This window comes from Streptomyces sp. NBC_01244, from assembly GCF_035987325.1.
In the GTDB taxonomy this organism is placed as follows: Bacteria; Actinomycetota; Actinomycetes; order Streptomycetales; family Streptomycetaceae; genus Streptomyces.
The window spans coordinates 12,133-37,168 of sequence record NZ_CP108490.1; the positions used below are offsets into that span (position 1 = coordinate 12,133).

General features: G+C 69.8%; 26 protein-coding genes. 23 read left to right on the top strand and 3 right to left on the bottom strand.

The features are described 5' to 3' along the window. Positions 1–673: 673 nt before the first annotated feature. The 12 genes from OG247_RS43640 to OG247_RS43695 all read left to right on the top strand — a co-directional run bounded on the left by OG247_RS43640 (position 674) and on the right by OG247_RS43695 (position 11,320). Positions 674–2,314: a ParB/RepB/Spo0J family partition protein gene (locus tag OG247_RS43640; RefSeq protein ID WP_327258171.1), complete on the top strand. Its 1,641-nt coding sequence runs from the start codon at positions 674–676 to the stop codon at positions 2,312–2,314. Between the two features lie 142 nt (positions 2,315–2,456). Next, entirely contained in the window at positions 2,457–3,014 is a 558-nt protein-coding gene (locus OG247_RS43645; protein WP_327258172.1) for a hypothetical protein, read from the top strand. Positions 3,015–3,294: 280 nt separating this feature from the next. Next, positions 3,295–3,558: a hypothetical protein gene (locus OG247_RS43650; protein WP_327258173.1), complete on the top strand. Its 264-nt coding sequence runs from the start codon at positions 3,295–3,297 to the stop codon at positions 3,556–3,558. A gap of 184 nt (positions 3,559–3,742) precedes the next feature. Further along, positions 3,743–4,198 carry a hypothetical protein gene (locus tag OG247_RS43655; RefSeq protein WP_327258174.1) on the top strand — a complete coding sequence of 152 codons (456 nt, stop codon included), beginning with the start codon at positions 3,743–3,745 and terminating at the stop codon, positions 4,196–4,198. Between the two features lie 119 nt (positions 4,199–4,317). Continuing rightward, positions 4,318–5,079 (top strand): hypothetical protein, encoded by a 762-nt coding sequence (locus tag OG247_RS43660; RefSeq protein ID WP_327258175.1) that lies wholly within the window; start codon positions 4,318–4,320, stop codon positions 5,077–5,079. Next, positions 5,076–5,978, top strand: coding sequence for a Mom family adenine methylcarbamoylation protein (locus OG247_RS43665; RefSeq protein ID WP_327258176.1), 903 nt, complete (start codon positions 5,076–5,078; stop codon positions 5,976–5,978). The genes OG247_RS43660 and OG247_RS43665 overlap by 4 nt, the downstream gene beginning before the upstream one ends. A 318-nt stretch (positions 5,979–6,296) precedes the next feature. Then, on the top strand, positions 6,297–7,523 hold the full coding sequence (locus OG247_RS43670; protein ID WP_327258177.1) for a hypothetical protein: 1,227 nt from the start codon (positions 6,297–6,299) through the stop codon (positions 7,521–7,523). 58 nt (positions 7,524–7,581) lie between these two features. Further along, on the top strand, positions 7,582–7,839 hold the full coding sequence (locus OG247_RS43675; RefSeq protein ID WP_327258178.1) for a hypothetical protein: 258 nt from the start codon (positions 7,582–7,584) through the stop codon (positions 7,837–7,839). Further along, positions 7,836–8,405, top strand: coding sequence for a hypothetical protein (locus tag OG247_RS43680; protein ID WP_327258179.1), 570 nt, complete (start codon positions 7,836–7,838; stop codon positions 8,403–8,405). Before OG247_RS43675 ends, OG247_RS43680 begins: the two co-directional genes overlap by 4 nt. A 250-nt stretch (positions 8,406–8,655) precedes the next feature. Further along, positions 8,656–9,504, top strand: coding sequence for a hypothetical protein (locus OG247_RS43685; protein ID WP_327258180.1), 849 nt, complete (start codon positions 8,656–8,658; stop codon positions 9,502–9,504). Continuing rightward, positions 9,504–10,658, top strand: coding sequence for a recombination directionality factor (locus OG247_RS43690; protein ID WP_327258181.1), 1,155 nt, complete (start codon positions 9,504–9,506; stop codon positions 10,656–10,658). The genes OG247_RS43685 and OG247_RS43690 overlap by 1 nt, the downstream gene beginning before the upstream one ends. Positions 10,659–10,720: 62 nt before the next feature. After that, complete coding sequence (locus OG247_RS43695; RefSeq protein ID WP_327258182.1) at positions 10,721–11,320, top strand: hypothetical protein; 600 nt, start codon at positions 10,721–10,723, stop codon at positions 11,318–11,320. 99 nt (positions 11,321–11,419) lie between these two features. Here the strand turns inward: OG247_RS43695 and OG247_RS43700 are convergent, their stop codons facing one another. After that, entirely contained in the window at positions 11,420–11,710 is a 291-nt protein-coding gene (locus OG247_RS43700; RefSeq protein WP_327258183.1) for a hypothetical protein, read from the bottom strand. A gap of 141 nt (positions 11,711–11,851) precedes the next feature. On the opposite strand from OG247_RS43700, the gene OG247_RS43705 reads away from it, so the two are divergent. Then, the gene (locus OG247_RS43705) at positions 11,852–12,337 is read left to right on the top strand and encodes an NUDIX hydrolase (protein WP_327258184.1); all 486 of its coding nucleotides are present in this window, start codon (positions 11,852–11,854) and stop codon (positions 12,335–12,337) included. 90 nt (positions 12,338–12,427) lie between these two features. Here the strand turns inward: OG247_RS43705 and OG247_RS43710 are convergent, their stop codons facing one another. Further along, a complete protein-coding gene (locus OG247_RS43710; protein ID WP_327258185.1) occupies positions 12,428–13,672 on the bottom strand; it encodes a transcriptional regulator in 1,245 nt (414 codons plus the stop codon). A gap of 205 nt (positions 13,673–13,877) precedes the next feature. Here OG247_RS43710 and OG247_RS43715 point away from each other — a divergent pair, with 205 nt between their 5' ends. The 8 genes from OG247_RS43715 to OG247_RS43750 all read left to right on the top strand — a co-directional run bounded on the left by OG247_RS43715 (position 13,878) and on the right by OG247_RS43750 (position 23,202). Next, entirely contained in the window at positions 13,878–14,777 is a 900-nt protein-coding gene (locus tag OG247_RS43715; protein ID WP_327258186.1) for an NAD-dependent epimerase/dehydratase family protein, read from the top strand. Positions 14,778–14,887: 110 nt separating this feature from the next. Further along, a complete protein-coding gene (locus OG247_RS43720) occupies positions 14,888–16,189 on the top strand; it encodes a UDP-N-acetylglucosamine 1-carboxyvinyltransferase (protein ID WP_327258187.1) in 1,302 nt (433 codons plus the stop codon). A gap of 743 nt (positions 16,190–16,932) precedes the next feature. After that, positions 16,933–18,135: an AAA family ATPase gene (locus OG247_RS43725; RefSeq protein ID WP_327258188.1), complete on the top strand. Its 1,203-nt coding sequence runs from the start codon at positions 16,933–16,935 to the stop codon at positions 18,133–18,135. 22 nt (positions 18,136–18,157) lie between these two features. Next, positions 18,158–19,789 carry a VWA domain-containing protein gene (locus OG247_RS43730; RefSeq protein ID WP_327258189.1) on the top strand — a complete coding sequence of 544 codons (1,632 nt, stop codon included), beginning with the start codon at positions 18,158–18,160 and terminating at the stop codon, positions 19,787–19,789. A gap of 66 nt (positions 19,790–19,855) precedes the next feature. Continuing rightward, positions 19,856–20,941, top strand: a complete 1,086-nt coding sequence (locus OG247_RS43735; protein ID WP_327258190.1) for a DUF6744 family protein — start codon at positions 19,856–19,858, stop codon at positions 20,939–20,941. 483 nt (positions 20,942–21,424) lie between these two features. Further along, positions 21,425–21,616, top strand: coding sequence for a hypothetical protein (locus OG247_RS43740; protein ID WP_327258191.1), 192 nt, complete (start codon positions 21,425–21,427; stop codon positions 21,614–21,616). Positions 21,617–22,400: 784 nt separating this feature from the next. After that, positions 22,401–23,033 (top strand): MarR family transcriptional regulator, encoded by a 633-nt coding sequence (locus OG247_RS43745; RefSeq protein WP_327258192.1) that lies wholly within the window; start codon positions 22,401–22,403, stop codon positions 23,031–23,033. Next, complete coding sequence (locus OG247_RS43750; protein WP_327258193.1) at positions 23,005–23,202, top strand: hypothetical protein; 198 nt, start codon at positions 23,005–23,007, stop codon at positions 23,200–23,202. Before OG247_RS43745 ends, OG247_RS43750 begins: the two co-directional genes overlap by 29 nt. A gap of 288 nt (positions 23,203–23,490) precedes the next feature. Here OG247_RS43750 and OG247_RS43755 read toward each other — a convergent pair whose 3' ends face one another. Next, entirely contained in the window at positions 23,491–23,802 is a 312-nt protein-coding gene (locus OG247_RS43755) for a hypothetical protein (RefSeq protein WP_327258194.1), read from the bottom strand. A 573-nt stretch (positions 23,803–24,375) separates the two neighbouring features. On the opposite strand from OG247_RS43755, the gene OG247_RS43760 reads away from it, so the two are divergent. After that, the gene (locus OG247_RS43760) at positions 24,376–24,501 is read left to right on the top strand and encodes a hypothetical protein (protein ID WP_327258195.1); all 126 of its coding nucleotides are present in this window, start codon (positions 24,376–24,378) and stop codon (positions 24,499–24,501) included. 121 nt (positions 24,502–24,622) lie between these two features. Further along, positions 24,623–24,901 (top strand): hypothetical protein, encoded by a 279-nt coding sequence (locus OG247_RS43765; protein ID WP_327258196.1) that lies wholly within the window; start codon positions 24,623–24,625, stop codon positions 24,899–24,901. The last annotated feature ends 135 nt before the right edge of the window (positions 24,902–25,036 follow it).

Here is a 25,036-nt window from a genome sequence, read left to right on the forward strand (position 1 = left end):
TCGACCGCGCGCTCGCCAGCGGCACAGACCCATGGCCGTCAAACGGTCCGTACGGATCCTGCCCGCGCGAAGTACCTCCTGCGGGGTGACGGGTGAGCAGTCTGAGCGAAGGTCCGTGAGGGATTTCCTCCACCCTCCCTGCTTTTCGATTCTGGAAACCGGGCGGCTAGGAGCAAGGTCGTCTGGTGCGTGTCCTCGCCGGCCCGCTCCTGCGTCGCTCTACCGGCTGCGGTACTCCCTCCCTCCCCTGCACTCCGCCGCCCGGCCCCCGATATCTCATTTCGCAGGGAGGGTGGGGGAAATGGTCCGCGGCCACAGGCCGTCACCCACCACCCGCCGTACCCGGCTAACCCATCGACTTGGGCGGGGAAGCCTCCCCCGAAGGAGGCGGGGTCCGGGATCACCCGCGCGGCCTCGACGGCTTGTAGTGGCCGACGGAGACGCAGTGGAAGCCGACGCCTTCCGGGCGGGCCGTCACGCGGGCTGGTGCGCGACGTGCTTGCAGGCGCCGGCAACCTCGAATCATGCCCTTCACCTGCAAAAACTGATGTTGATCGGGCATCAGGGAGGGTTGACAGCACCCCATCCATCATATAAATTAGTACATGTCGGAACGGGGAGGGCAAGCCCCGGACCGGACACCACAACCCACCGAGCCAAGGAGACGGCCGCCATGACCGCCATCGCCGAAGAGATCACCTCCACCGAAGCGACCGCATCGCCCAACGACGCCGAGAACATGGCGCTCATCTGGCTCGACCCCCGCGCTATCCAGGCCGGACGGAACATCCGGCCCGTCGATCTCGACCCCGCGTTCGTCGGCTCCATCCGGGAGCGCGGCGTCCTGGAGCCCGTCACCGTCGTCAGCGACGACCTTCTCGGCTACTCCCTCGTCTTCGGCTTCCACCGCCACGCCGCCGCCGTCGAAGCAGGACTCGACCGTATCCCCGCGATCGTCCGCAGCGACATCAGCACCAACGCCGCGAAGATCATCGAGCAGCTCACCGAGAACATCCACCGCTCCGATATGCGGCCGAGCGACATCGCCGCCGCCTACGACCAGCTCGCGCTCGAAGGCCTCGACGTAGACGAGATCTCCCGCCAGGTGTCCCAGGACAAGACCAAGGTCGCGGCCTCCCTGCGGCTCCACAAGATGCCCCAGGCCGCGCGAGATGCTGCGGATGCCGGGCAGCTCGACCTGGAACAGTCGATGGGTCTCGCCGAGTTCGAGAACGACTCCAAGGTGTATGCCCGGCTCATGAAGGCCGTCGCGAGCGGCGGCAACCTGAAATACGCGTTGGCGACCGAGCGCCGCCGGAAGAAGAACCGGGAGTCGAAGGCCAAGGCGAAGGCGACGCTCCTGCTCGCCGGAGTCAACGTCGTCCCGCAGCCGAGCTGGGAATCGAAGGCGGTGCGGCTCCGCAGCATCCGCAACGGCGAAGAGACCCACACGGCTGAGACGCACGCGCAGTGCCCCGGCCACGCCGCGCATCTCAGCGAGGAGGGCGCCATCACCTACGTGTGCCGCGAGCCGAAGAAGTACGGGCACGAGGTCCTGGGCTACTACAAGCACCTGAGTGAGGAGGAGCAGTCGGCCCGGGACGCCGCCGACCAGGCCGAGGAGGAGCGGAAGGAGGCCCGGAGCATCGCCGGGCAGGTGCGCCGGGACTACGTGGCCGAACTCGCCCGCGTGAACAAGGTGCCCAAGGGGCTCTACAAGGCCGTGGTCACCAACCTGTTCGCCTTCGGGCTGACCGAGAACACGGACCGTGCACGGCTCGGCGACGCGTTCAGCCTCCTTGGGGCCAACCCCGCCAAGGACGTGCCGCTCGCGGAGTCCATGCGGCGCCGGGTGGATCGCACGCCCGAGCACAAGCTCCCGCTCGTCATGTTCGCCCAGCTCGCCGTCCTCGCGGAGACGAACATGCAGCACAGCGCGTACCGCTACCGCTTCAACATCGACTTCGCCATCGCCTGGCTGGAACTGCTCAGCACGTACGGCTACACCCTCACCGAACCGGAGGAGGAGATGCTCGCCGAGATGCGGAAGCAGCGCGAGGAGCGCGACGCTCCCGAACCGCAGGACGAGGAAGAGCAGGACGAGCAAGACGAAGAGGATGACGTTCAGCAGGACGACGAGGCTCCGTCCGCCGAAGTGATCGAGGCCGCCGCTGCACCCGATGGTGAGCCGACCGAGGCCCCGGAGCCCGAGGTCGCGCCGGACGACGAGAGCGATGAGGACGAAGACCCGGCCGAGGAGCCCGAGAACGGCGACCATGCCGCAGCGGGGGCCGGTATGTCGCTGGCGGCCTGACCCACCACGGCCTACGGGGCCGGGGTGTGACCGATAGGCACGCCCCGGCCCCGGCCCACCAGACGAGCAAGACCAAACAACCGCCGTTCCGGGGAGGGCAAACCCCGGACGGCCGCCACGAACCACCCACGAAGGAGCCGACATGGCCCGTATCACCCCGTCCCAGGCCGCCGGCCACCGCGCCAACTTCGCCGTCTACCTCGTCGGCCCTCACACCGCCCAGGCCGTGCAGATGGCCCGCTCCCTGCTCATCACCCTCCCGACCGCCCGGATCCGCATCAAACACCCCCAAGCCCTCTACGCCGCCGTCACCGGCTGGTACGAGGCCGAGCGGCTGGCCAGGAAGACGTTCAGCCCCACCGTCATTCCCCACAGCGCACCCCCGCAGACCGACAGCGAGGCCGCCGCGCACATCGCCTTCAACGGTCCCGTGCCCGGGCCGCAGGTCGACACCCGCGCGGCGGCCGTCAGCCTCAGTGGAGCAGGCCAGGTCCGTGTCCAGGTCGGCCCCCTCAGCATCACCACCGGGGACCTCGCCGCCTTCCAGGACCAGTTCGACCTGTGGACCCGGGCCTACAAGCTCGGCGCCGACCTATGGGCCGAACTGCCCTCCCTGGAACAGACCCGTGACGACATCGCGCGCGGCGACAAGTGCGTCTCCGCCCTCACTGGGCGCCTCGCCCTGGCCGCTGCTGCGTGAACCGCAGTTGGCGGTTCCCTCGCCAGTAAGGGGGCCGCCGGCTGCGGCTGTGCACGGGACGGCATCGAGCCGCCCCGTGCACATCGCACCGGGCCCGCCGGTCGTACCCGCCGTCGGCGGGCGGGCGGCCCGTTGCCCGGTCTCACCCCAGTGCACACCCAAGGCCCCGGGGCGGCTACGGCCCCTGCTGGTCCCGCGGTCCCCTCCCCTCGGCCATGCCCGTCACGGCCGTGAGCAAGGTGCACCGTGCCCGTCCCCTCTCAACAACCGCGAGGAACCCATGCCCATACCGTCGTTCACCATCGGCCCCCGCTTCGATCAGCACCGCCATCCGGACGGATTCGGCGACCAGTGGACCGAGCACATGCGCGAGATCGGAGGCCGGGTCTTCTACTTCCAGCGGCATTCCACCGTTGAAGGCTGGAGCACCACCCGGGCCCACGAGCGTCAGCCCGGTGCGTTCGTCGCCGTGCCCGGAACCGAGAGCCTGCCGGGCATGGGGCCCGCATGGAGGCTCATCCACGAGTTCTCCCTCCTTCCCTGATCTGTCATCCCCTCTCGACTTCTGGAGCTTCCAGGTCGGCTGCTGCTCTGTCCCGGCCACCACGCCCGTCCGCAACCTGCTGGCCACAGCCCGACAAACAGGTAATGTAGTCAACGTCGAAGCAGGGAGGGCAAGCTCTGCGACGCCACCACTAACCCCCTTTCAGGAGAGAGCTCTGTCACCCATGGACAACACCGTCCGCATCGTCGAAGGTCGTGTGCTGCTTCCCGCCGGAACCTGGAGTGTGCTCCCCGACGTCCACCGCGAGCACCGCGGGCACGATTTCTACCCCCCGTTCCACGAGCTAGCCGGCATCCCGGCGCCCGGCAGCACCACCGACGTCCCCGCCCCCGCCCGGACGCTCCACATCCACTACGCGGTCCCAGATGAGCACTACGACTGGTACGTCGCCGAACTGGACCCCGCCACGGGCCGCGCCTTCGGATGGCTCCGCGCGGGCGGCCCGTACGGCGAGTGGGGGGAGTTCATCCTCGGGGAGCTCGAGACGTTCGTCCTCCCGCCCGACGCCCGAGGGCACCGCGGACGCCCGGCACCGGCACCGGCACCCCGGCTCATCCAGCGCGACACCGGCTTCCGACCCGCACCGGCCGCGCTCTGCCTGCCCGCATCAACGATCTAGTACGCAAAAACGGCCGTTTTTGCCCCCTGCCTGTCTCCCTGTGATCCCCTGAATAGGAGGAATACACCCATGCCTCTTCTCCCTACACGAAGCTCCCTACGGTCCGAGGTGAGCCCGACATGACCCGGCACATCGTCCAGTACTCGGGCGGGATCGGATCCTGGGCGGCGGCCATGCGCGTGGTCGAACAGCATGGTCCGCGGAGCGTGGACCTGTTGATCGCCGACAGCCGCGCGGAGGACCCGGACCTGTGGCGGTTCGTCGAGGAGACTTCCCACTACCTCGGGATCGAGCCGGTGGTCGTCGCCGACGGCCGGGACCCCTGGCAGGTCTTCCGCGACGAGCGGTTCTTGGGTAATTCCCGCCTCGCGCCGTGCTCGATCCAGCTCAAGGTGAACCCGTGCCGGCGCTGGATCGAGGCCAACGCCGACCCCAACGACACGATCCTCTACGTCGGCTTCGACCACACCGAGCAGCGGCGGATCCCCGGCACCCGCAACGGGTGGGCGCCGTGGCAGGTCGAGTTCCCGATGTGCCAGGAGCCGTTCCTGACGAAGCAGGAGATGCTCCAGTGGTCCCGGGACATCGGCATCACCCCGCCGCGCCTGTACGCCTGGGCGGAGCACAACAACTGTTACGGGCTGTGCGTTCGTGCGGGGCTCGGTCACTGGGCGAAGGTCCTGCAGCACTCGCCCCTCCTGTATGCCGAGGCAGAACGCAAGGAACAGGAGATCCGCGAGGAGCTCGGGAAGGACGTCGCGATCCTGCGCGAGCGCCGAGGGGGCATCTCCCGGCCGCTCACCCTGGCCGAGCACCGCCGCCGCCTCCAAGGCACCCTGGCAGCTTCCGTGCCGTCTCCAGCTCCCGGGGTGGCCGCGTGAACGGGCCGGAGCAGCTGGAGCTGATGGAGCCCGGCGCCGGAGACTGGTGCCAGCGATGGGAGAATCGGATGCCGTCGTGGAAGAGGACGCGGGACGGCGGCTTCGATCCGGGGCTGCACCGGGTAGTGCGGATCCCCGAGGCGGCCGCCAAGAGCTTCACGGTCACCCATCATTACAGTGCCAGCTGGCCTGTCGTGCGCTTCGCGTACGGGATCCAGCGCCGGGACCAGGAGCCCGGGCCCGGGGAGCCCGACGGCGGGCGGCTGGTCGGGGTGCTCGCCTTCGGGGTCCCGATGAACATCGCCGTTCTTCATAATGCCTTCCCGGGCCTCACCCCGGTACGCGAAGCCCTTGAGTTGTCGCGCATGGTGCTCCGGGACTCCGTTGCTTCAAACGGCGAGTCGTGGGCCTGTGCGGCCGCGATGGCGCTCGCCGCCGCCGAGGGGATCCGCGGGATCGTCGCCCACGCCGACCCCGTCCCCCGCACCCGGATGACCCCTGGCGGTCCCGTCCAGGTCTCTCCCGGCCACATCGGCCACGTGTACGGCGCCGGGCAGGGCTTCGCCTACCTGGGCCTCACCCGGGCCCGGCGCCAGATCGTGCTGCCCGACGCCACGGTGCTGACCGATCGCGCGGCCGGCAAGGTGCGCCGCGACGAGGTCGGACGGGCGTCGGTTCAGCGGCGTCTCACCGGTCTTGGCGCCGTCCCGCGGCAGGAAGGCGAGGACGGCGCCCGGTGGCTCGCCGCGGCGCTGGAGGCGATCGGCGCCACGACGGTGGCCCACGGCGGCTGCCACCGCTACGCGCGCGCCATCGGCCCCGGCCGCACCCGTGTCCGCCTCGGCGGCACCGCCTACCCCGCCCCCCGGGCACAGTCCTCCGCCACCACGACGGAGTAGTCGGCGGCCACGGCGCCGCCATCGACCGCCTCGTCGCCTCCCGGCTCGTCCGCCGGGGCCCCGACGGCGTCAAAACCCTTACCGAGGACGGATGGGCCCTCTACAGGGAGCTGGTCCGCGACACCTCCGCCTGACCCGCTACCCCGTCGGCAGGTTCGCCCGGCGCGTAGCAACAGCCGCGCTCCAGGGCAAAGTTCGGCCGCGTGGGCTGATGCCCCGGTTGGCTTCCCTCTGGACATCAGGTAGAATAGTCAATGTCGCACAGGGGAGGGCAAGCCTCGGCGTGACCACCACGACCACCATCCAGGGGGGAATCCCGTGCCTGAACAGACCTACTTCCAGGTCCCCGAGGGGCAGCCCGTCGTCGCCAACCTCGGCATGGGCGTCGACAGCTCGGCCATCGTCACCCGCTGGCTGCTCGAACCCCAGAGCCGCGGCTTCGACCTCGACCAGCTGACGATCCTGATCGCCAGCGTGGGCGAGGAGTACCAGCGGACCAAGGACGCCATGGAGCAGTGCCTGTTCCCGCTCATTGCTCGCCACCGGGTCAGGACTGTCCAGGTGGCGCGAGCGGGCCAGAGTGTGAAAGAGGGGTACGTCGTCCTGGATGACACCCGCACTCCGACCCGCCTGGTCACCGAGGTGCCCGTGACGCTCGGCGGCCGCATGCTCGACGTCGGAACGGTTCCTCAGGTCAGCTCCACGCTCAGAGCGTGCAGCGACTGGATCAAGCATCTGCCGCTTGACTCCTGGCTGGCCGACCACGTCGGCCACGCGCCCTTTGTCCACTGCATCGGCTACAGCGCCGAGGAAGTCCGCCGCGCACAGCGGGACCTCGACGGCAACAAGGGGCACCGGCGCCCGGACTTCCCCCTCGTGCGATGGAACTGGGACAGGCGGACCGCTTCGGACTACCTGCTGGCCGCGCACGGAAGAGAGTTTTCCCGCTCCTCGTGCTATTTCTGCCCATTTCAGCATTCGCTCGCCGGTCGGGAGACCCTCGCCGCCAGCTGGCGGGCGGAGCCGGAGGCGGCCCTGCGGGCCCTGCTGATCGAGCACAACGCGCTCGTGATGAACCCCAACGCCAAGCTGTTCGGCCGCCACGCCGCTCACGAGTTCGTGCGCGACGCCGGCCTTCACGAAATCCTCAACCGCCACCACGACCGGCTCGCGCACCTCGACTGGAGCGTCTACGAGGTGCGCCGCGTCTACCACGCCCGCAAGGGCGACCCCAACGTCAAGGGACACGCGTACCGGAGCGTCGAACCTCTGGAGACCGGCTCCCGCACCGCGATGACGGCCCTCCTGTCCGACCTGGCCGCCGAGTACGGCGGCACCGTCGAAGTCGACGAGCACGGCATCGCCCGAGCATGCCTGCGCAAGGCCGGCACCTCCTACCCGACCGCCGAACACGCCCTGGCCGTCGGCCCGGCCCTGGCCCCGGCCAAGGAACGCGAGACCTTCAACGCGGTCTTCGCCGAGGTCACCCAAGGCGCCACCTCCATAGCCGCCCGCCGAAAGCAGGCCCTCGCGACAGCCGCATGACCCCCAGGGGCGGCCTCCCGCCGCCCCTCCGTCCTCACCCAGAAGGAGCCTCACCCCCGTGACCCGCCACACCGCCCCGCTGCGCGCCCACCACGACGACCCCGGGAACACCGTCTGCCCACCAGGCCACCGCTACACGAGCAGCGGCAAGCCGCTCACCCCAGGCTGCCCTGGCCGGGCCTACCACGAGGCCACGTGCAGCTGCGGCACGTTTACCTGCCGGGCCGGCGCGAAGACCTACGTCGACGAGCAGCGCAAGCGTCACCTCCTGGCCCACCGGCAGCCCGGCGGTCCGGCCTCGGGAGGATCGCGATGAGCTTTTCCCCGTTCGGGCGCGGTGCGGACAGCGCCCTCCCGCAGGAGGGAACCCCCGCTTACTGGCGGCTCGTGACGCGCGCCGGCGCGGCCTTCGTTGACGCCGCGCGATCTGGGCTGGTGAACAGGCAGGCCGTCGGAACCGTTTCCGCCCTCCAGGCCCGGTACCCGCAGGGGGCCCTGGACCTGGCGGTCACCGTCCTCGCCGACGTGCTGGTGCGCTGCCCGGCGCATCAGCGGACCAAGGAGGGGCTGCCGGACCTGGACCGTCTCGTGCCGGCCAGGCCCGATGCCCTCACTGTGCTCGAGGCGGCGTCGAAGTCGAACGCCTTCTTCGGCCGCGGCATCGCGACGGCGGCCGACATCACGGGCATCGAGGAGCAGGTCCGGGCCCACGACCGAACCCTTGATCTCGTGACGGCTGCCTGGAGGGTGGCCTCCTCAGCACCCGACCTGGAGTCGATACGGTCGGAGATCCGGTCCTCGCTCACTCCCCTGGCCGCCGACGCCCTGGCCGTGGCCGCCGCTCTCACCGTCGCCACCACCGCGGCCGTCCACCTCGCCTGACGGCATACGGCAGCACCGCAAACCAATAGGAGCCCTTCACCAGCGGAAATGCCCTCGAAGTAGATCGGGGAGAGCTTGACGAACCCCCCCCCGATCGGGTAGATTGGTCAATGTCGGGAAAGGGAGGGCAAGCCCTGGATCGGCCGCCACAAAACCACTTCGAAGGACTCCACGTGACCATACGAACCGTGGCCGCCCCCGGCGCGCAGCCGGGGCCCGCCCCCACTCCCCCGCACCCAGGCTCAGCTCCATGACCGATCCCCGGCAGGCCATCGCCACCGATCAGGGCCGCTACTACGAGGACCCGCAAGGCGGCCCCGACCTCATTTCCGTGACGAACGTCCTGGACCACTCCGTCGCCAAACCCATCCTCGTTCCCTGGGCCTCCAAGGTCGTCGCGAATTACGTCATGGGCAACCTGCCGCGCGTCGTCGCCCAGGCCCGTACCGACCCCGACGGAATTCTCAAGGAGCTCAAGAAGCAACCGGTCCTCGTACGCGACACCGCCGCCGACCGGGGTTCGCGCGTCCACAAGCGAGCCGAGGACCACCTCCTGCACAAGCCCGTCCCGGACGAAGAGGAACCCGACGTCCGGCCCTACTTCACCCAGTTCTTGAGGTTCCTCGATATCTGGGGGGTGGACCCCGACCGGGACCTGGAGGCAGCCGAGGCGACCGTCGCCCACCGGCGCCTGGGATACGCCGGAACCATGGACATGCTGCTCCACCTGCCCACAGGCCCCACCCCACGGCGCCGCCGTCAGCTCTGGCTGATCGACATCAAAACCTCTGAGACGCAGGCGTCCACGAACGTGTGGCCCGAGTACGACATGCAGCTCGCGGCCTACCGGTACGCCCCCGTCATCTGGGCCCCCGACGGTACGGACATCCCCATGCCCCGGGTCGCCGGGGCCGCGATCCTCAACCTGCGGCGCCGCCGCGTCAACCTCGTGCCGATGAACGCGAACCGGGCGTCCTTCGCCAGCTTCTGCTCCGCGCTCACCGTCGCCAAGCACCTCCAGCTCACCGCGAAGACGAAGTTCCGCCCGCTCACCCCGCCCGCCGACCCTGACCCCACGACCCTGAGGAGCGCTGCCTGATGGCCGGACGAATCCTGAACCTCCAGCGGCAGGCCGCCGAACTCGGGCGGCTGCGCACCGGATGGAGCGTGCCCACCGACAAGGGCCGAAACCGGCCCGTGAAGTCCCAGACCTGGATCGTCTCCAGCCACGACCGCACCCGGGTGCAGGCCGCCGCCGACCTGTGGGGCGGCACGGTCGAGCGCTGGTCGCCGCAGGGGAACAACCCCGACCAGTGGAGGGTGATCACCGAAGCCCAGAGCATCGAAGCGCTCTTCCCGCCCGGCGACCCACTCTCGCAGTACAACGAGAAGTGGGGCGGCGGCGGCTGCGAGCGACGCTGCGACGGCATCACCGAGAAGCTGTCCAAGAAGCCGTGCGTCTGCCTCGACCGGCACGGAGAGAACTGGTACCTCCTCGGGCCCACGCAGGTGTGCCGGGCCACCAGCCGCATCAAGGTCATCCTCCCCGACCTCCCCGGCATCGGGGTGTGGCGAGCCGAGACGCACAGCTTCTACGCCGCGAACGAGTGGAGCGGCACCGTGGACATGGTCGTATCCGGCACCGGCGGCCGGGGAGTCATCCCCGTCGGCATGCGCATCGAGCAGCGCCAGCGCCTCGCCGACGGCAAGACCAAGAAGTTCCCCGTCGTGGTCGTCGAGGTCAGGGGCACCGTGCGCCAGGCCCTCACCGGAACGATCCCCGGGTCAGAGCTGAGCCCGCTGCCACCCGCGCACCTGGCCATCGAGCCGACCGGCCGGGACTACGCCGCCGAGGCCAGGAAGGCCCCCACGGCTGATGCCGCTGTCGCCGTCTACCGCGAAGCGGAGGCCGCCGGAGACATGACCGACGTCCTGAAGGCCCAGCTCATCGCCATCGGGAAGGAGAAGCGCGCCGCCGAGAAGGCCAACGCCTTCGTACCGAAGACACCGGATGTGAAGGTCGAGAACGCGGCGAACGACGCCGACGAGGAGCCCATCGACGCCGAGATCGTCGGCCCGGACGACCCCGAGGCCGTCTGGTTCGAGATCGTCACCGAAGCCGGGGAGCGCGGCTGGAACTCCGAACACCTCGCCGGGCAGTTCGCCGCCCGCCACGGAGGCCTCTCCCCCGACTCCGCCGACGCACCGCGACTGCGCGCCTTCCTGTCCGAACTCCGCGAGACCGCAGCTTGATCACCGCCTCGTGCCACCGGACCGGCCGCCTGGCACCGATCAACCTCAACGAAGGACACGACATGACCACCAGCCTCGGGTACCGACTCGGCGCCCCCGACTGGGAGCAGCGCTCCCCGGTCCTGATCGGCACGGACACCGTGATCGGCGCGGTCTTCCGCTGGCATCGCGACTGGCTCGCCCTCACCAGCGAGGGCGAGCACAACCTTGGTCGTCCCGAGCAGGGCCGCCGCAGCGTGCCGAAGGCGGCCGCACTCGCGGCGGCCGGGCATGTGGCCGCCGAATACGCGGCCGGACGCATCACGGCCATGACCTTGGCCGACGTCACAGCCGCCGTGCCGATGCTGGACGGCCCGGTGCCGCTGCTGCACCCGCGGATGCCGCAGAGCCCTCGCAACATCGAGGCCGCGGAGAAGGTCGCCGCCGCCCTGGCGTTGTACCGCTGGAAGCCGTACACGGGGTTCCCGGGCAGCGACAACCCGTGGTGGCAGGAGTGCGAGCTGTGCGGCTGGCAGGGCCCGCGTTACTGGTCCCACCAGCGCGGCCGCAACGGCGGGCTGCCCAGCACCCACCGGCACCCGGCGTCCGAGGAGTTCGGGGCGCCCGCTGGTTGCGTCGGTGACGCGAAGGTTCGCGAGGTGATCACCGCCTACCAGCATTAGCCCCCATCCGAAGGCAGCCGGGCCCGGCCGAGCCCCGGGCCCGGCGCAGGATCTCGAACTCGGACTTCCCCGAAGGCGAAGACGGTCTTCAGAGCTGGCTCAGTACTCGCCCGGAACGCGAAGGGTCACCAGCCAGCGGCCCGGAGCCGTCTCCTCAGTTGCCGTCGCTGACGCGCCGCGCAGATCGTCCTCGTAGTCGTTGTCGATGTACGCGAGCAGACGCAGCTCGGCCTGCTCGGTGGAGTCGGCGAGGAGGGTGAAGTCGGCGACGGCGACCGGCCGGCCCTCGGTGCCCTCGGCAGGCCGCTCGATCCCCCGGTCGCCGAGCTTCTCGGCATCCCACCGGTTCTGGGGGACGGCTGGCAGGCTGGTCGGGTAGGTGGTCGGCATGGTGCTCCTCGGTATCGGGGTGGGTCGGGCCGTAAGGCCCCAGGAGGCGGTTCGGGTTCTGCGCCGCATACCCGCGGCGACGACCACAGCGCGCACCGCGAATGCCCGCCGCCGGCCCTCTTCCCGCCCTAGGGTGGATTCATGATTCCTGGTTTTGTATCAGATCTGCGGAAACGGGTCGGCCCCGATCACCTGCTGTGGCTGCCGGGAGTCGTCGCAGCTGTCATCGACGAGGACCAGCGGGTGCTCTTGCAACGGCGATCTGCTGCGGACCAGCGGTGGACGCTGTTGAGCGGGATCCTTGAGCCCGGTGAAGATCCGGCCCCGGCGGTGGTGCGGGAGGTCGCGGAGGAGACCGGGGTGCGGGTCGTAGTGGAGCGACTGGTGGCGGTGACGAACTCCCCGCCAGTGCGGCACGGCAATGGGGACAGGGCCCAGTACTTCGAGGTCTTGTTCGCCTGCCGCCCGGCAGAGGCGGGGCAGGCGCCGCAGGTCTGTGATGACGAGTCCTACGAGGTCGGCTGGTTCCCGCTGGACGCCCTGCCGCCGATGACCGAGCGGATGCGGGAACTGATCGCTCTCGTCGAGAAGGGCGAGACCCAGGCCTGGTTCGTGCCGGCGCCGTGACAGCCGTAGTGGTCCCGCCCTTCCCGGTCGGGAGAGCGGGAGCATCCTGTCCCGTTGTCGGCGCCGGTTGGTGAGGACCATTGCCGGGGTTCAGGCCAGGGCTTGGCCGAGGAGGTCTTGGGGGCGACCGGTGAGCGTGCGGTGGAGGGTGGTGGCTCTGGTGCGGATGAGTCCTTCGCGGTAGGGGCCGGGGAGCTGGCCGAAGATCCTGGCCGCCATCTCGGCCGCGGCGCTGGGGTCTCCGTCGGCGCGCAGGCAGGCGGCGGTGTCCATGGCCAACAGCGCGCGGGTCATCACCGAGGGCGAGTCGGTCAGGGCGAGGGCCTGATCCTGAGCCTGGTAGGCGGCCGTCGTGTTGCCGAGCAGGGTGTACGCCTGGGACAGATGGACGAGGTGCTTCTGCTCGGGATAGCCGAACCAGGTGTCCGCGGTCGCGTCGCCGTCGAGGCGTTCGGCCAGGGCGCGGACGTCCTCAAGCGCGGCGGTGGCTCCGCGCTTGTCACCGAGGGCCGCCAGGGAACGGGCAGTGACGGCGGCGGCGAGCGCGCCGGCCGCAGTGGGGGCGCGCCCGGCTTCCCGGCGGGCCTGGGCGGCGATCTTGGCGGCGGCCGCGGGGGCACCGTAGTTGAGCGGGACCATGGCCTGGCGGGCGAGGACCCAGGCAGTCATGCGGCGGTCACCGGATTCGCGGGCAGCCCTGGCGGCTGTGCTGAACCAGCCATGTGCGTCGGGCTGGTCACCGCGGTCGTGCTGGACGATGGCCACCAGCCCGGCGATGCCCGCAGCGGTCCGGGCAAGGTCGGCGCGCTCGCGTACGGGGTGGGGGCGGGCCAGGGCTTGGCCGAGGAGGGCAAGGTCTTGGCGCATCTCGGTGAGGACGGCGTCGGGTGACCGGCCGTGGTACCCGCCGCGGTGCCGCTCGAACGCGGCCTCCAGGTATTCGAGCTCCCCTTGGGCGGAGCCGGCCAGGGCACCGTCGATGCCCTCGCGGGCCTGCGCGATGCCGGGCAGCACGCTGGCACCGGCGGCCACGACCGCCAGGCCGAAGTTGCGTCGCTTCACGTCGTTCTCCTTGTCGCTCTGGGCCTTTCGGTATCGCTGCGACGTGGCGATGGCCGCTCGCACTTGCTCGACGGTGATCCCGTAGACGGTGGCGATGGTGGAGTGCCAGTGCGGGACGGGAAAGCGCCGCTCCGTCTCCCACCGTTTGAGGTTCGCCTCATCAAACTGCCGGCCGTGCACCCGCGCGATCAGACCCCCCTGCTGTTCCCGGGTCCGGTCGGCGTCCTCGCGGATTGTCCGGAGTAAGACGCCGATCCCGCCTGGAGCCACCATGGCACGTCCCCTCTGCCTGCTGCCGGTGTGAGAGCCCATCCTGGCCCCCCAACCTGGTACCCCGCCCCGGAATTGCACCCCTTGCTGGCACCCCCCTTGGGGTGTGCCCACGCTGCACCATGAGCGAACGCCGCCCGGTAACCGTGCCGGACCTCCTGCACCCGATCGCCGGGCGGCCTCTCCCTTCCCCTTCGCGGAGGCACCCTTGAACCTCCTGATCACCGGCGGCGCCGGCTTCATCGGCTCTGCCCTCACCCAGGCCCTGCGCGCCGCCGGGCACGCGGTGACCCCGCTGGACAACCTGTCGGTCGCCTCCCGGCGCCGACGCCCGACGGACCTCCAGGTCCGCGACGTCCGGTCGCTGACCGCACAGGACCTGGACAACGTGGACACCGTCGTGCACCTGGCCGCCCTCAAGTCCGTCCCCGAGAGCTTCGAGATCGGCGGGTTCGAGCACAACGTGGCCGTCGACCGCCACATCCTGCACACCTTCGCCGCCTCGACCGCACGGCGGCTGCTCCTCGCCTCCTCGTGCGAGGTCTACGGCCAGCAGTCCGGCCCGCTCGCCGAGACCGCGCCGTACGCTCCCCGTTCCCCGTACGCGGCGGGCAAGGTCGCCACCGAGCAACTGGTCGGCGTCTACCGGTCTCTCCTCGACGACGACCGCCAGATCGGAGTCGTCCGGTTCTTCAACACCTTCGGCGCGCACGAGGACCCCGACGCCGTCGTCCCCGCCTTCCTCTCCGCCGTCGCCGAGGGCAGGCCGCTGACGATCGACGGCGACGGCACGCAGGCCCGCGACATGACGTATATCGACGACTCCGTCACCATGCTCACCCGCATCCTGGACGCCCCCGAGCTGCTGCCCGTCGTCAACTGCGGCTCCGGCACCGCGGTTCCCGTCCTCGACCTGGCCCGCGCCGTCATCCGCGCCGCCGGCTCCGGCGCCATCACCCACACCGCGCCGCGCGTGAACGAGATCGACTCGTTCACCGCCGACCTCAGCCTGTTCACGCGCGTGTACGGCGCCGTCGACCGCATCCCCCTGGACGAGGCCCTGTCTGTGAGCCTCCGGAACGGCGCGCGCACCCTGACCCCGGCCTGACTCGGCTGGTGAACGCCACGAACTAGCCCCCGTGCTGCTCGCGGCCCCGCGCTCCGGCCGGGGCCGCGAGCAGTACTCCGTCACGCCCCACACCACCGGGGAAGGAACCCGTGAACGCTCAGACTCTGCTGTCGCCACTCACCGACACCCGCGCCATCCGCGTCACCGGCGGCCACCGCCTGGAGGGCACCATCGCGGTACAGGGCAGCAAGAACGTGGCCCTGCACCTGTACGCGGCCGCCGTGCTCGCCGACGAGCCGCTGACCCTGACCGGGACCCCACTCATCCTGGACACCCAGGTCTGCGCGAAGATCCTCAGCAGCACGGGCACCACCGTCACGATCAGCGGCGACCGCTTCGAGGTCACGCCGGCCACCGCCTGGCAGCCAGTCATCCCGGACGAGCTCGGCAGGCGCATCCGCACGACCGCCGTCATGGCGGCCGGGCTGCTCGCCCGCGCGGGGCAAGCCCGGTTCCCTCTGCCGGGAGGCGACGCGTTCTGCCACCGCCGGATTGACCGGCACCTGGCCGCCATGGAGGCCGCCGGTGCCAGCCTCGACGTCACCGACACCCACGTCGATGCCCGCTTCACCAGCGGGGGCCCGGCGCCGTTCACCACCAACGTGATGACGAAAGGCTGGGGGCCGAGCCTGGGGGCCACGGTCACCGCGATGCTGCTGGCCGCCCGCGCCCGCGGTACGTCCACCATCGTCAACCCGAACTCGGAGCCCGAAGTCCGTGCGACCGCTGCCCTGCTCGAAGCGGGCGGGGTCGGCATCGACTGGGAGGGCGCCGCCCTGCACGTCTCCGGCACCGACCGCATCACCGGCGGGACCGTTCCCGTGCCGCCGGACCGCCTGGAGGCCGCGACACTGGCCCTGGCCGCCGCCATCACCGGCGGGACCGTCCGCCTCGACAACGTGCCCACCGCGACGTTTCCCGCTGCCCTCGTGACCATGCTCGCCGATGCCGGAATCGAGCTGGTCCCGGAGGACGGTGGCACGCTCGCCCGCTGCCCCGCCGGCCCCAGGCCTGTGCAGATGGCCACCGTCTCCGCAACGTGTACGGACGTTCAGCCCCAGCTGACCGCACTGCTCACGCAGGCCCCGGGCACCTCCCGCATCGAGGAGCGGATCTACACCGCGCGAGCCACCCACGTGGAGCCGCTGCGCAGCTTCGGCGCTGCGGTGACCACTGATGGCCCGAATATCACCGTGCACGGGCCGTCCCGGCTCACTGCGGCTCACGTCGCCGGTGACGACATCCGGGCCGTCGCCGCGCTGGTGATCGCGGCGCTGGTGGCGGAGGGGACGTCGACTGTCCAGGGCGTCTACCACCTGGACCGCGGGTACGGCAGCCTGCTGCCCAAGCTTGCGGCGCTCGGTGCCACGGTGGAGGTCGTACAGGGATAGGAGCCCGAGGAACGCACTGAACCTGGACAACATGATTGAAAATGGCACGGCGTGTCGTTTTCCACCCGCTACTGTGGAGTGCAGAACGGTCCGGACGCATCCCCCCCGCGTCCGGACCGTTCTCTGTTTTCCGGCTGCACCGTGTCCTCTCCGACTACGAGGGCATCGACTGGTCCCCCGCCGAATTCCTTCCCCGAGGCTGCCCCTGGCACCGGGCCCCGGGCGGGGCGCGTGCGTGGGGGGAACGGAATCTGTCGAGGTCAGGGCCGGATGGGACACGGTGCAGCCGCTGGGGCCCCCGTGCCAGGGCTGTCACGCGGGCCCCAGCGGCTGCACCGGACTCGCTAACGTCCCTACTGGCGCGCTGCTTTCGCGCCGGTTGCGAGCAGGCCTGCGGTTCGCCGGGGGCCGCTTGGTCGATCAGGGTGGGGGTCTCGTTGGTTGGAGCCCGTCGGCCCCCACTCGCTGACCACCCACCGGCAGGCGGCGCACTTCGAGGACCGGGCAACGGTTCGCCGTTGGGCGAGCACCCCACCCGAGCCGAAGATCGTCGAGTCGGCAGCGCTCGACTGGCCGGCTCGATGCCCGTCAAAAGGCCCCCGGTGCAGCACCCCCAGGCGGGGTTTCCTTAGGGGGAACTGCTCAGTGTCCCTCTAAAGAGTGATGCAAAAACGTCCGTTTTTGTAGCCACCCCGTTAGGCTGTGCAGCGTCCCATCAAGGCCTCGGTGAAAGGGATTTGGCCATGGCAGCACGTGATCTCGAGGGCTCGCCTGACACCGCAGTCCGGTTGCGGGCGATCACTTCCGAGCTGTCCGCCCGGTTCTACGAGCGGGACGAGGTCGTACGGACCCTGATCGTCACGATGCTCGCCGGCCAGCACTCGCTGCTCCTCGGCCCGCCCGGGACGGCCAAGTCCGAGCTCGCCCGGGAGCTGACGAGCCGCATCGAGGACGCCAGTCTCTGGGAGATCCTCCTCAGCAAGTTCACCAGCCCGACCAGGATGTTCGGCCCGATCGACATCGCGGCGCTCAGCCGGGGCGAGTACCGCCAGGTGTACGACGGCCGTGCCACCACCGCTCACGTTGCCTTCATCGACGAGATCTTCAAGTGCAGCACCGCCGCGCTCAACGAGACCCTCGGCTACCTCAACGAGAGGCTCTACCACCCCGAGAACGGTGGCGCCCCGATCCACTGCCCGCTGATCAGCGCCGTCACGGCGTCGAACGAGCTGCCCTCGGGCGAGGACTCCGCCGCGATCTACGACCGCCTCCTGGTCCGCCTGGAGGTCGACTACCTTGCCGATCCCTCGAACTTCGCGGCCCTGATCCGGTCTGCCGTCGTAGCACCCCACCCCCCGACCCGTACCACCATCACCCTGGCGGAGCTCCAGGCCGCGGTGTCCACCGTCGTACCCGCGGTGGACGTTCCGGCCGTGATCGTGGACGCCCTGTGCACCCTGCGCGCCGCGCTGCGCCGGCGCGAGCTGATCTCGTCCGACCGGCGCTGGCGGGTGTCCGTCCGGCTGCTCCAGGCCTCCGCGTTCCTGGACGGGCGGACGGAGGTGAGCGAGAACGACCTCACGGTGCTCACCCATGTCCTGTGGGACTCGCCTGCTCAACGCCCGACCGTCGAGCGGGAGGTGCTCCAGATGGTCAACCCCGGGGCCAGGGAGGCGCTCGATCTCGCCGACGCGATCGAGGAACTGGCGGCCGATCTCGACGCCAAGGCCGGCCAGGCCCGCGACACGGTGTCGGACTGGGCCATCAGGGAGGCGAACCCCAAGCTCGCCCGGGCCGCCAAGAAGCTCAACAAGCTTCGTACGGACGCCTCGACGACCGGCCGCTCCACCAGCGCCATCGACCGCGTCATCTCCCGTCAGAAGGCCGTCCACGCCCGCATTCTGACCGAGGCCCTCGGCGTCGACGCCTCCATGGTCCAGGCCTGACGGCCGGGAAGGGACGAGCCCGGTGGGAAAGAAGATCAACAAGCTCAAGGACCTTGCCGTGCGGGCCGGCCGGTGGCTGGGCCTCGCGAGCACACCGCCGGACCCAAAAGCCACCGCGGTCGTGACCGCGGACCGGTTCGACGGCATGACCTGGCAGGAGACCCTGGGGCAGGCCACCGCCCTCCAGGACCTGGCCGAGGAGCTGAACGAGCGCCACGATCACACGGAGGACCTGCTGCGCGACGTGTTCCTCGCGGCGTTCAAGGCGAGCCCGCACCTTCGCGAGCGCGGCGAGATGGACCCGTCCCGGCTGGTCAACCACCAGGTGGTGACGGCGATGGCCAGCAGCCCGGAGTACGAAGAATTGCACCGCGAGACAGTGGGAGACCCCTACGCCGCTGCCATGGCCGTCCTCGCCCAGGGCGCGGCCCTGCGGCGGCTGCTCGAGGAGACCCGCGACGCCCAGGAGGAGAGCCGCCGGGCCCGCGAATCGCAGGATGAGGCAGCTGACGCCGCCCGCGCCGTCGCGGCCGCCATGGAGGCGGCCGCGGAGCGCGAGGGTGAAGACGGAGTTGTGCCCGGTGACGCGGCAGCAGCAGTGGATGAGGCCATCGCGGAGGCGGAAGCCGCGGAACAGGAAGCGCAGCAGGCCGCCGGGGCGGCCGCGCAGGCCCTGGCCGCCGTGACCCCCACCATCCGTACGGCGGTCCGTCGCGCGATGGCCCAGGCCTCGGAGGCCGCCAGGGAGGAGGCCGGCCTGATGCGCGCCTGGGGGCTGGACGCGGGCCAGCTGGAGCGGATGTCGTTCGAGGAACGCGCCCGGCTCGCGGAACGGCTGCGCACGGGCCGGCTCGGGGAGTTCGCCGGTCTCATCGGCCGGTTCCGGATGATGGCCTTCGGGGAGCGCGCCCGCCGGGTGGAGAACACCCCCGGCGAGCTGGTCGGGATCACCCTCGGCGACGACCTCTCCCGCATCGTCCCCTCCGAGCTCGCCAACCTCGGCGTCCCCGCGATGCGCGCCGTCTTCGCCGCCAAGTACGCCGACGCCAGCCTCATGCTCTACGACAGCCAGGGCGAACAGGCCATCGGCCAGGGCGCGATCATCGCCTGCGTCGACACCTCGTACTCCATGTCCTTCCCCCATGGCGACCGCCCCTCCGGCATCACCGCCGAGGCGTGGGCCAAGGCGTGCGCCCTGGCGCTCCTGGACCAGGCCCGGCAGTCCAAGCGCGACTTCGTCGGGATCCTCTTCAGCTCTGCGAGCGAGATCAGCGTCCACCCCTTCCCCGCCTCGGCACAGGCCGCGATCGGCGACGTCATCGACTTCGCCGAGACGTTCTTCGGCGGCGGCACCGACTTCGAGGCCCCCCTCAGCGCCGCCGTCGAGGTGCTGGAGGCGGAGTTCAACGCCGCCGGCAGGCCCAAGGGCGACATCGTGCTGATCACCGACGGGGAGTGCGAGGTCAGCGAGGAATGGGCGCACTACTGGCACGAGGTCAAGCGGCAGCTGGACTTCCGCACCTTCGGCATCGCCATCGGCAACGGCGGATCGACCGCGTCCGGCTCCGTGCTGGACGCGCTGTGCGACAACCTTCGGAGCCTCGACGACCTCGCGGACCCGCGGGCCGTTTCGGACCTCTTCCGCCTGATCTGACGACCCGGCGCTCGCCCCGCCCCCGTCCCGACCCACCCGCCCGTCTTCGCAGTGGAGCCGATCGACATGTCCACACCCCCGCCCGAAACGCAGCAGCCGGACCGCAAGACCGGCGACGCGGTCTTCGACGCCTACGCCGAAGCGATGGACGGCGAAGGCGCCCCGCTGCTCGGCCACCTCGTTCTCTACTCGATCTTCGACGGCAAGGTCACCCGCGACGACCTCGTCGGCTGGTTCACCGAACTGGATCTGGACGAGGCCCTCCTCCCACCGCCCGTCCGGCCCGTCGACGCCTTCGAACGCGTCACCGGTCCCGACGGCGTCCGGGTGACCTACCCCCTGGACGACCCGACCGCGACCGGCCCCGCCAGCAAGCGTGGCCAGCGCCGCAGTCGCACCCAGCTCGTCAAGACCGCCACCTTGATGGTCCGGCCCGTACGCCGGGACGGCGGACAGATCGTGCGCCACGTCGTACGGGAGGTCCGCGACGAGGAGCAGACCAGCCTCAAGTACGACACCCGCCTGGCGACCTGCACCTTCGAACGGGACAACTCCGAGAACAGCCCCGAAGGCGCCGGCACCCTCACGATCGAAGAGAACCGTTCCGCCATCGCCAGGCTCCCTGAGGCCGAGCAGACCACCGTCCGGCAGATGCTCACCGACGTCAACGCCTCCTTCCGTCACCGGTGCACCTACCTGACCAGCGACAAGCTGCGCTCTGTCGTCCGCCGCTACGTCGAATACCTCAGCGCCATCAGGGTGCGCCCAACCGGCGGCGTGTACTTCGTCCACCGCCAGCACGCCCAGACCCTCGGCGCGCTGCGCGAGCTCGTCGGCCGGTTCGGCCAGGGCAGCCACCTCGTACGGGTACCGCTGCCGGACCAGGACGAGATGCGCGAGATGATCATCATCGCGTTCACCACCAAGGCCAAGGACGAACTCGACGCCCTCGCCAAGGACATCGCCGCGGCCCAGCGCAACGGGAAGGCCGAGGACGCCCGGAAGCTCTACGAGCGGTTCACTACGCTCCAGGCCGCCACCAACGAGCACTCCGAGCTGCTCTCCACCTCCCTCGACGACACCCGAGCCTCACTCCAGCTCGTCAAAATCCAGCTGGGCGGACTCCTCGCCACCGCGACCGAGGACGAGTAGTCCACACGGTCAAGGCCAACGGGGTATCGGCCGCCGAGGAACGCGGTGCGCAACCGGACAGTGCCGCGGCAGCATCGCGACCTTCAGGGAGTTCGTGCTCGTCGACGCCGTCCGCCTCGCCGCGGACGGCGTCCTCGCGAAGGCCTCCCAGACGGTCCGCGACATCACCGCGGGCTCGTGGGCGAGAATGGGCGTGCCCGGCGGCGTGCCAATGTCCGGCCGATGCTGCCGCCGCCGGGTACTGCTCTTCCTGGGCCCTGCTGGTCGGGCCCCACCTGACCCCGGGCCCGATCCCTGACGGGTCAGGTTTGCTGCTTTCACCCTCTCGGTGACCTGTGACCGTGCCGAGCGGTACCGTGCCGACCATGGATGAAGCACTGCTCACATCCTGATCCTGCTCGTTGCGCCCTGCTGGTCACCGAGGTGAGGGCCAGGCATGGTGGTGGTGCGTCGTTGCTCTGTTCCGCAAACGAGAGGAAGCCCGTGAACGTGCCGGTGGTCGTCTTCGGTACCCCCGTGGTCGCGGCGATCGCCGTCTGGTTCTTCGTCGGGATCATGCGTGTGCAGTCGTACCGGGCCAAGAACATCGCCGAGGGTATGACGCCCCAGTGGCTGGTGAACCGCCGGCTCATCCAAGGTATCCGGGCCCGCGCACTGACCAGGGAAGACCTTTAGACCGGAGATCTTTGCCCCTGAAGCCGGGCGCAAGACCGTTCCCCGCCGGATTCCTTACCCTGCCCGGGCAGCGCAAGGGTGGGAGCGATCGTCAAGGCTGCACCGGTAGAGACAACGGCCAGGCCCCCCGTATTTGGGTTGGGCCTGAGCCACAGAAAGCCAGCCCCGACGAGACCCGCAGGCGGTTTCAGCAACCCCCACCGGCCGCAATGTGGGCACCAGCCACCCCCGGCATCAGCCACGCTATCGCCTTGCTCGCCCTCCCCAGCCCCCACGGTCCGCAGCAGGCCGCCTGGCCCTGGTGGCACCTGGGAGCGCTCCGCCGCGGCGCGCAGCGCCGGGGTGGAGGGCGAGCAGCCGCCCGCCGGGGGGCGTAGCCCCGGCCGGCGTGCGGGGCCGGGTACCCCGCGGACCCCAGCCGACGACGGCGCGGGGCCTCCGTTGCTGGTGTTCCTCCCAATACCTATAGAGCGCGCACACTCCGCAAGGCTGTGACCTGCGAGAACGTTGTTCCGAACGGCATCCTGTGATGCCTATATCGGCATCCTAGGATGCCGATACCTGGCGTGGATGGTCATGACGTTCAACGCCACCGAGGGAACCCTAGGGTTCGCACCGTGGCGCGGAGCGTCATCGAGGGAATCCGGGGGTTCGCTCCCGTACCTTTGGCGACATGTCGTAGTTGGTAAGCGAAGGAATCGCCGCGTTCCTTCGATGGCGCAAAAAGTCATGTCGCCTGCGGTAACCTCTAGGTGTTCGGAACGCATAGGTCAGGGGTCGGAAGTTGCCGAGGAAGCCGCGCAGCACCCGCCGGGAGCTGGTCAACGAAGAGACCGGCGTCATCTACGAGCTCCGCGAAACGCAGGAGCCCGACCCTCGGCGCTCGTACAACTTCGGCGGCCGGCACGGGCAGATCTCGTTCCCCCGCGTCATGGCGATGCTCGCGAAGGAGTCCGGCCTCACTGGAGACGACATCCGGGTGTTCTTCTACTGCGGCATCAAGACCTTTGAGAAGGGTGGCGCTACCGCCGGGGAGACCGCCGACTACCTCGGGCTCACCCCGCAGGCCACCCGACGCATCGCCAAGAAGCTCTCGGACAACAAGCTCTTCCTGGTCGCCGAGGTTGTGGGCCGTACCATCAAGTACAAGGCCAGCCCGCACATCATCACTAGTTGCTCCGGTGAGGAGCAGTCGGAAGAAGCGTCGCACTACCACCTGCCGACTCTGCCGGGGCGACCCGAAGCAGGAGTACCGAAGGACAAAGCCGATGTCACGCCAAAGCGAGTACCCCGAGCTCGTCGAACTTCAGTTGCGGATAAGGGAACTGCCGCACCTGAAGCAGAACGTGCTGATGACGTACGCGATCTTGGGAGGGCTGGAGAACCCGGTGGTGGAGACAGCCGCCGAGCTGGCTGAGACCATCGGTATCCCGGCCTCGCACTTCTCCAAGAGCCGGCGCGAGCTGGAGGCGGACGGCTGGCTGGAGTTCGTGTTCAAGGAGGGCCAGGTCAAGTTCTTCCGACTCGGCCACAAGGCCACCGGACAGCAGGTCGTCGTACCGCTGCGCCGCCGCGCGGCCGGCTGACTTCGATCCAGACCCCGACGGTGGCGGCCAGGAAGCGCCGATGCCCTCCCTGGCCCTGCTCTGCGTCTGCTGGCCGGCTGAACTCCGAGCCGTTCCCGGCCGGCGTACGGGCACAACCGTTCCTCCGCCTTGCCGGCTGAACTGGCCGCAGCCAGACAGCGACGTCGCGCTCAGGATCGGCCCCCGCGTACGACGGCGCGGTTGCGCGGCAGGAGCGGTGGCCTCGGCCATCAGGGAGCAGTACCCGGTCAGCCTCGTGAGCAGGCCGGGCGTCGGCGTCTGCACCCGCTACAGATCCGGGTCGTCTTGTCCCAGGTGGGCGACGTATTCGTCGTACAGGGCGTCGGCTTCCTCGAAGGTGTCGACCTCATGGACCTCGTGGGCCATGTTGTCGTCATACGTCACGGCCCACTTGTCGTCGCCGGTGTCCGGCGCCAGGTAGTTGACCAGCCGCATCGTGTTGATTGGCCGTCCGTCGAAGACCTGGCCCCGGTGCTCGTAGACGAACAGCCACCGCTGCTCTTCCAGCAGTTCAAGGACGGCGTCGCGGTAGTCGGAGGCGACGTCCGGGCGTTCATGGACGGAGGTGATGGTGCGCATGCTGAGTGCCTTCTGCCAGGGGAGGCACGCGGCCGCCCGGACTTGAGGGTGAGCTCGCGGCGCGGACGCCTGCCCGCGTACGCGGGCGGAGCTCTGTATCTGCGGCGGACAGCCGCGGACACCCGCAAGGGCGGGCACGATCAGACATCCACCACCCTAACCGTGAACCCCCAAGCCGACGAACTCCGCCGGCGCGCACACCACTGAGTGAGGCGGCTGCTCGGCTGGCGTGTCGGCCGACGTCAACGTGTCAGTGGTTCCGACAGCTGAAGTGTCAGTGGGGCAGGGCTACAGCTCTGGCAGGACGATGATCCGGGTGCCGTTGGGCGCGGTGCTGCCGAGGATGCGCAGTTCGTCGTTGTGAGGATCGGCCGCAGGTCACCGAAAGAGGCTCCAGAGTCTTCAGCAACTCCCTCAATCCCTCGGCCCTCAAGAACCAGCCGACACCCTTTGATGAAGGGAATTGGGCCGCCGGAGCCCGTCCGGCAGGATGCCGGTATGACAACCCGATACGGCGAGCCTATACGTACGGCGCGCGAGACTACGTGCCCGAAGTGTGACCGGAACGCATGGATGATCCACGTACGCGTGGTGGGCGAGATTGATGTCCGACGCTGCGAGGAGTGCGACGAGGAGGTCGAACTCGACCTCTGGGTGTATGCGAAGCCGAGCGAGGCGACGCTCCCTGGCGCCGGGTGATGATCCGCATTTGGCGTTCATCGGGCCCGCTCGCCATCGGTTCGGCCAAGGTCCACCCGGCTGTCTGGATGCGGGCGAATGTTCAGGGATGGCGGCGCCGACAGCACTGACCTTTCGGTTCATGGGGAGGGTGTCGGCGGAGAAGCGCTGGGCGGCCGTCGAACGGCTGTCCCGGCTACGGGAGGACGAGGCGCTGACCGCCGCGCACGTCCGTACGGTCGCGGACGCGCTGGAGGTCTCGGAGCGGACGGTGTGGCGGTGGCTCGCGCCGCCGAAGCCCGCCGGGCTGGCCGCGCGGCCCCGCTTTGAGCTGAGCGATGTACGGGCGCTGCCCGAGAGCAGTTCCCGCCCGGCTATAGTTACTCCTACGAATCTCCTTGTGGGTGACCTCGCTCTCTGAGTTTGAGGAACCCTGCCTGGTGGTTTGTGGTGAGGGGTCAGACGATTTTGCCCAAGCCGGTCCTCCGAGGCCGGTACGGACCTTCGGGTCCGTGTCGTCTGGCCCCGACTTACTTTTCCGGGCTAGGCAGACTCT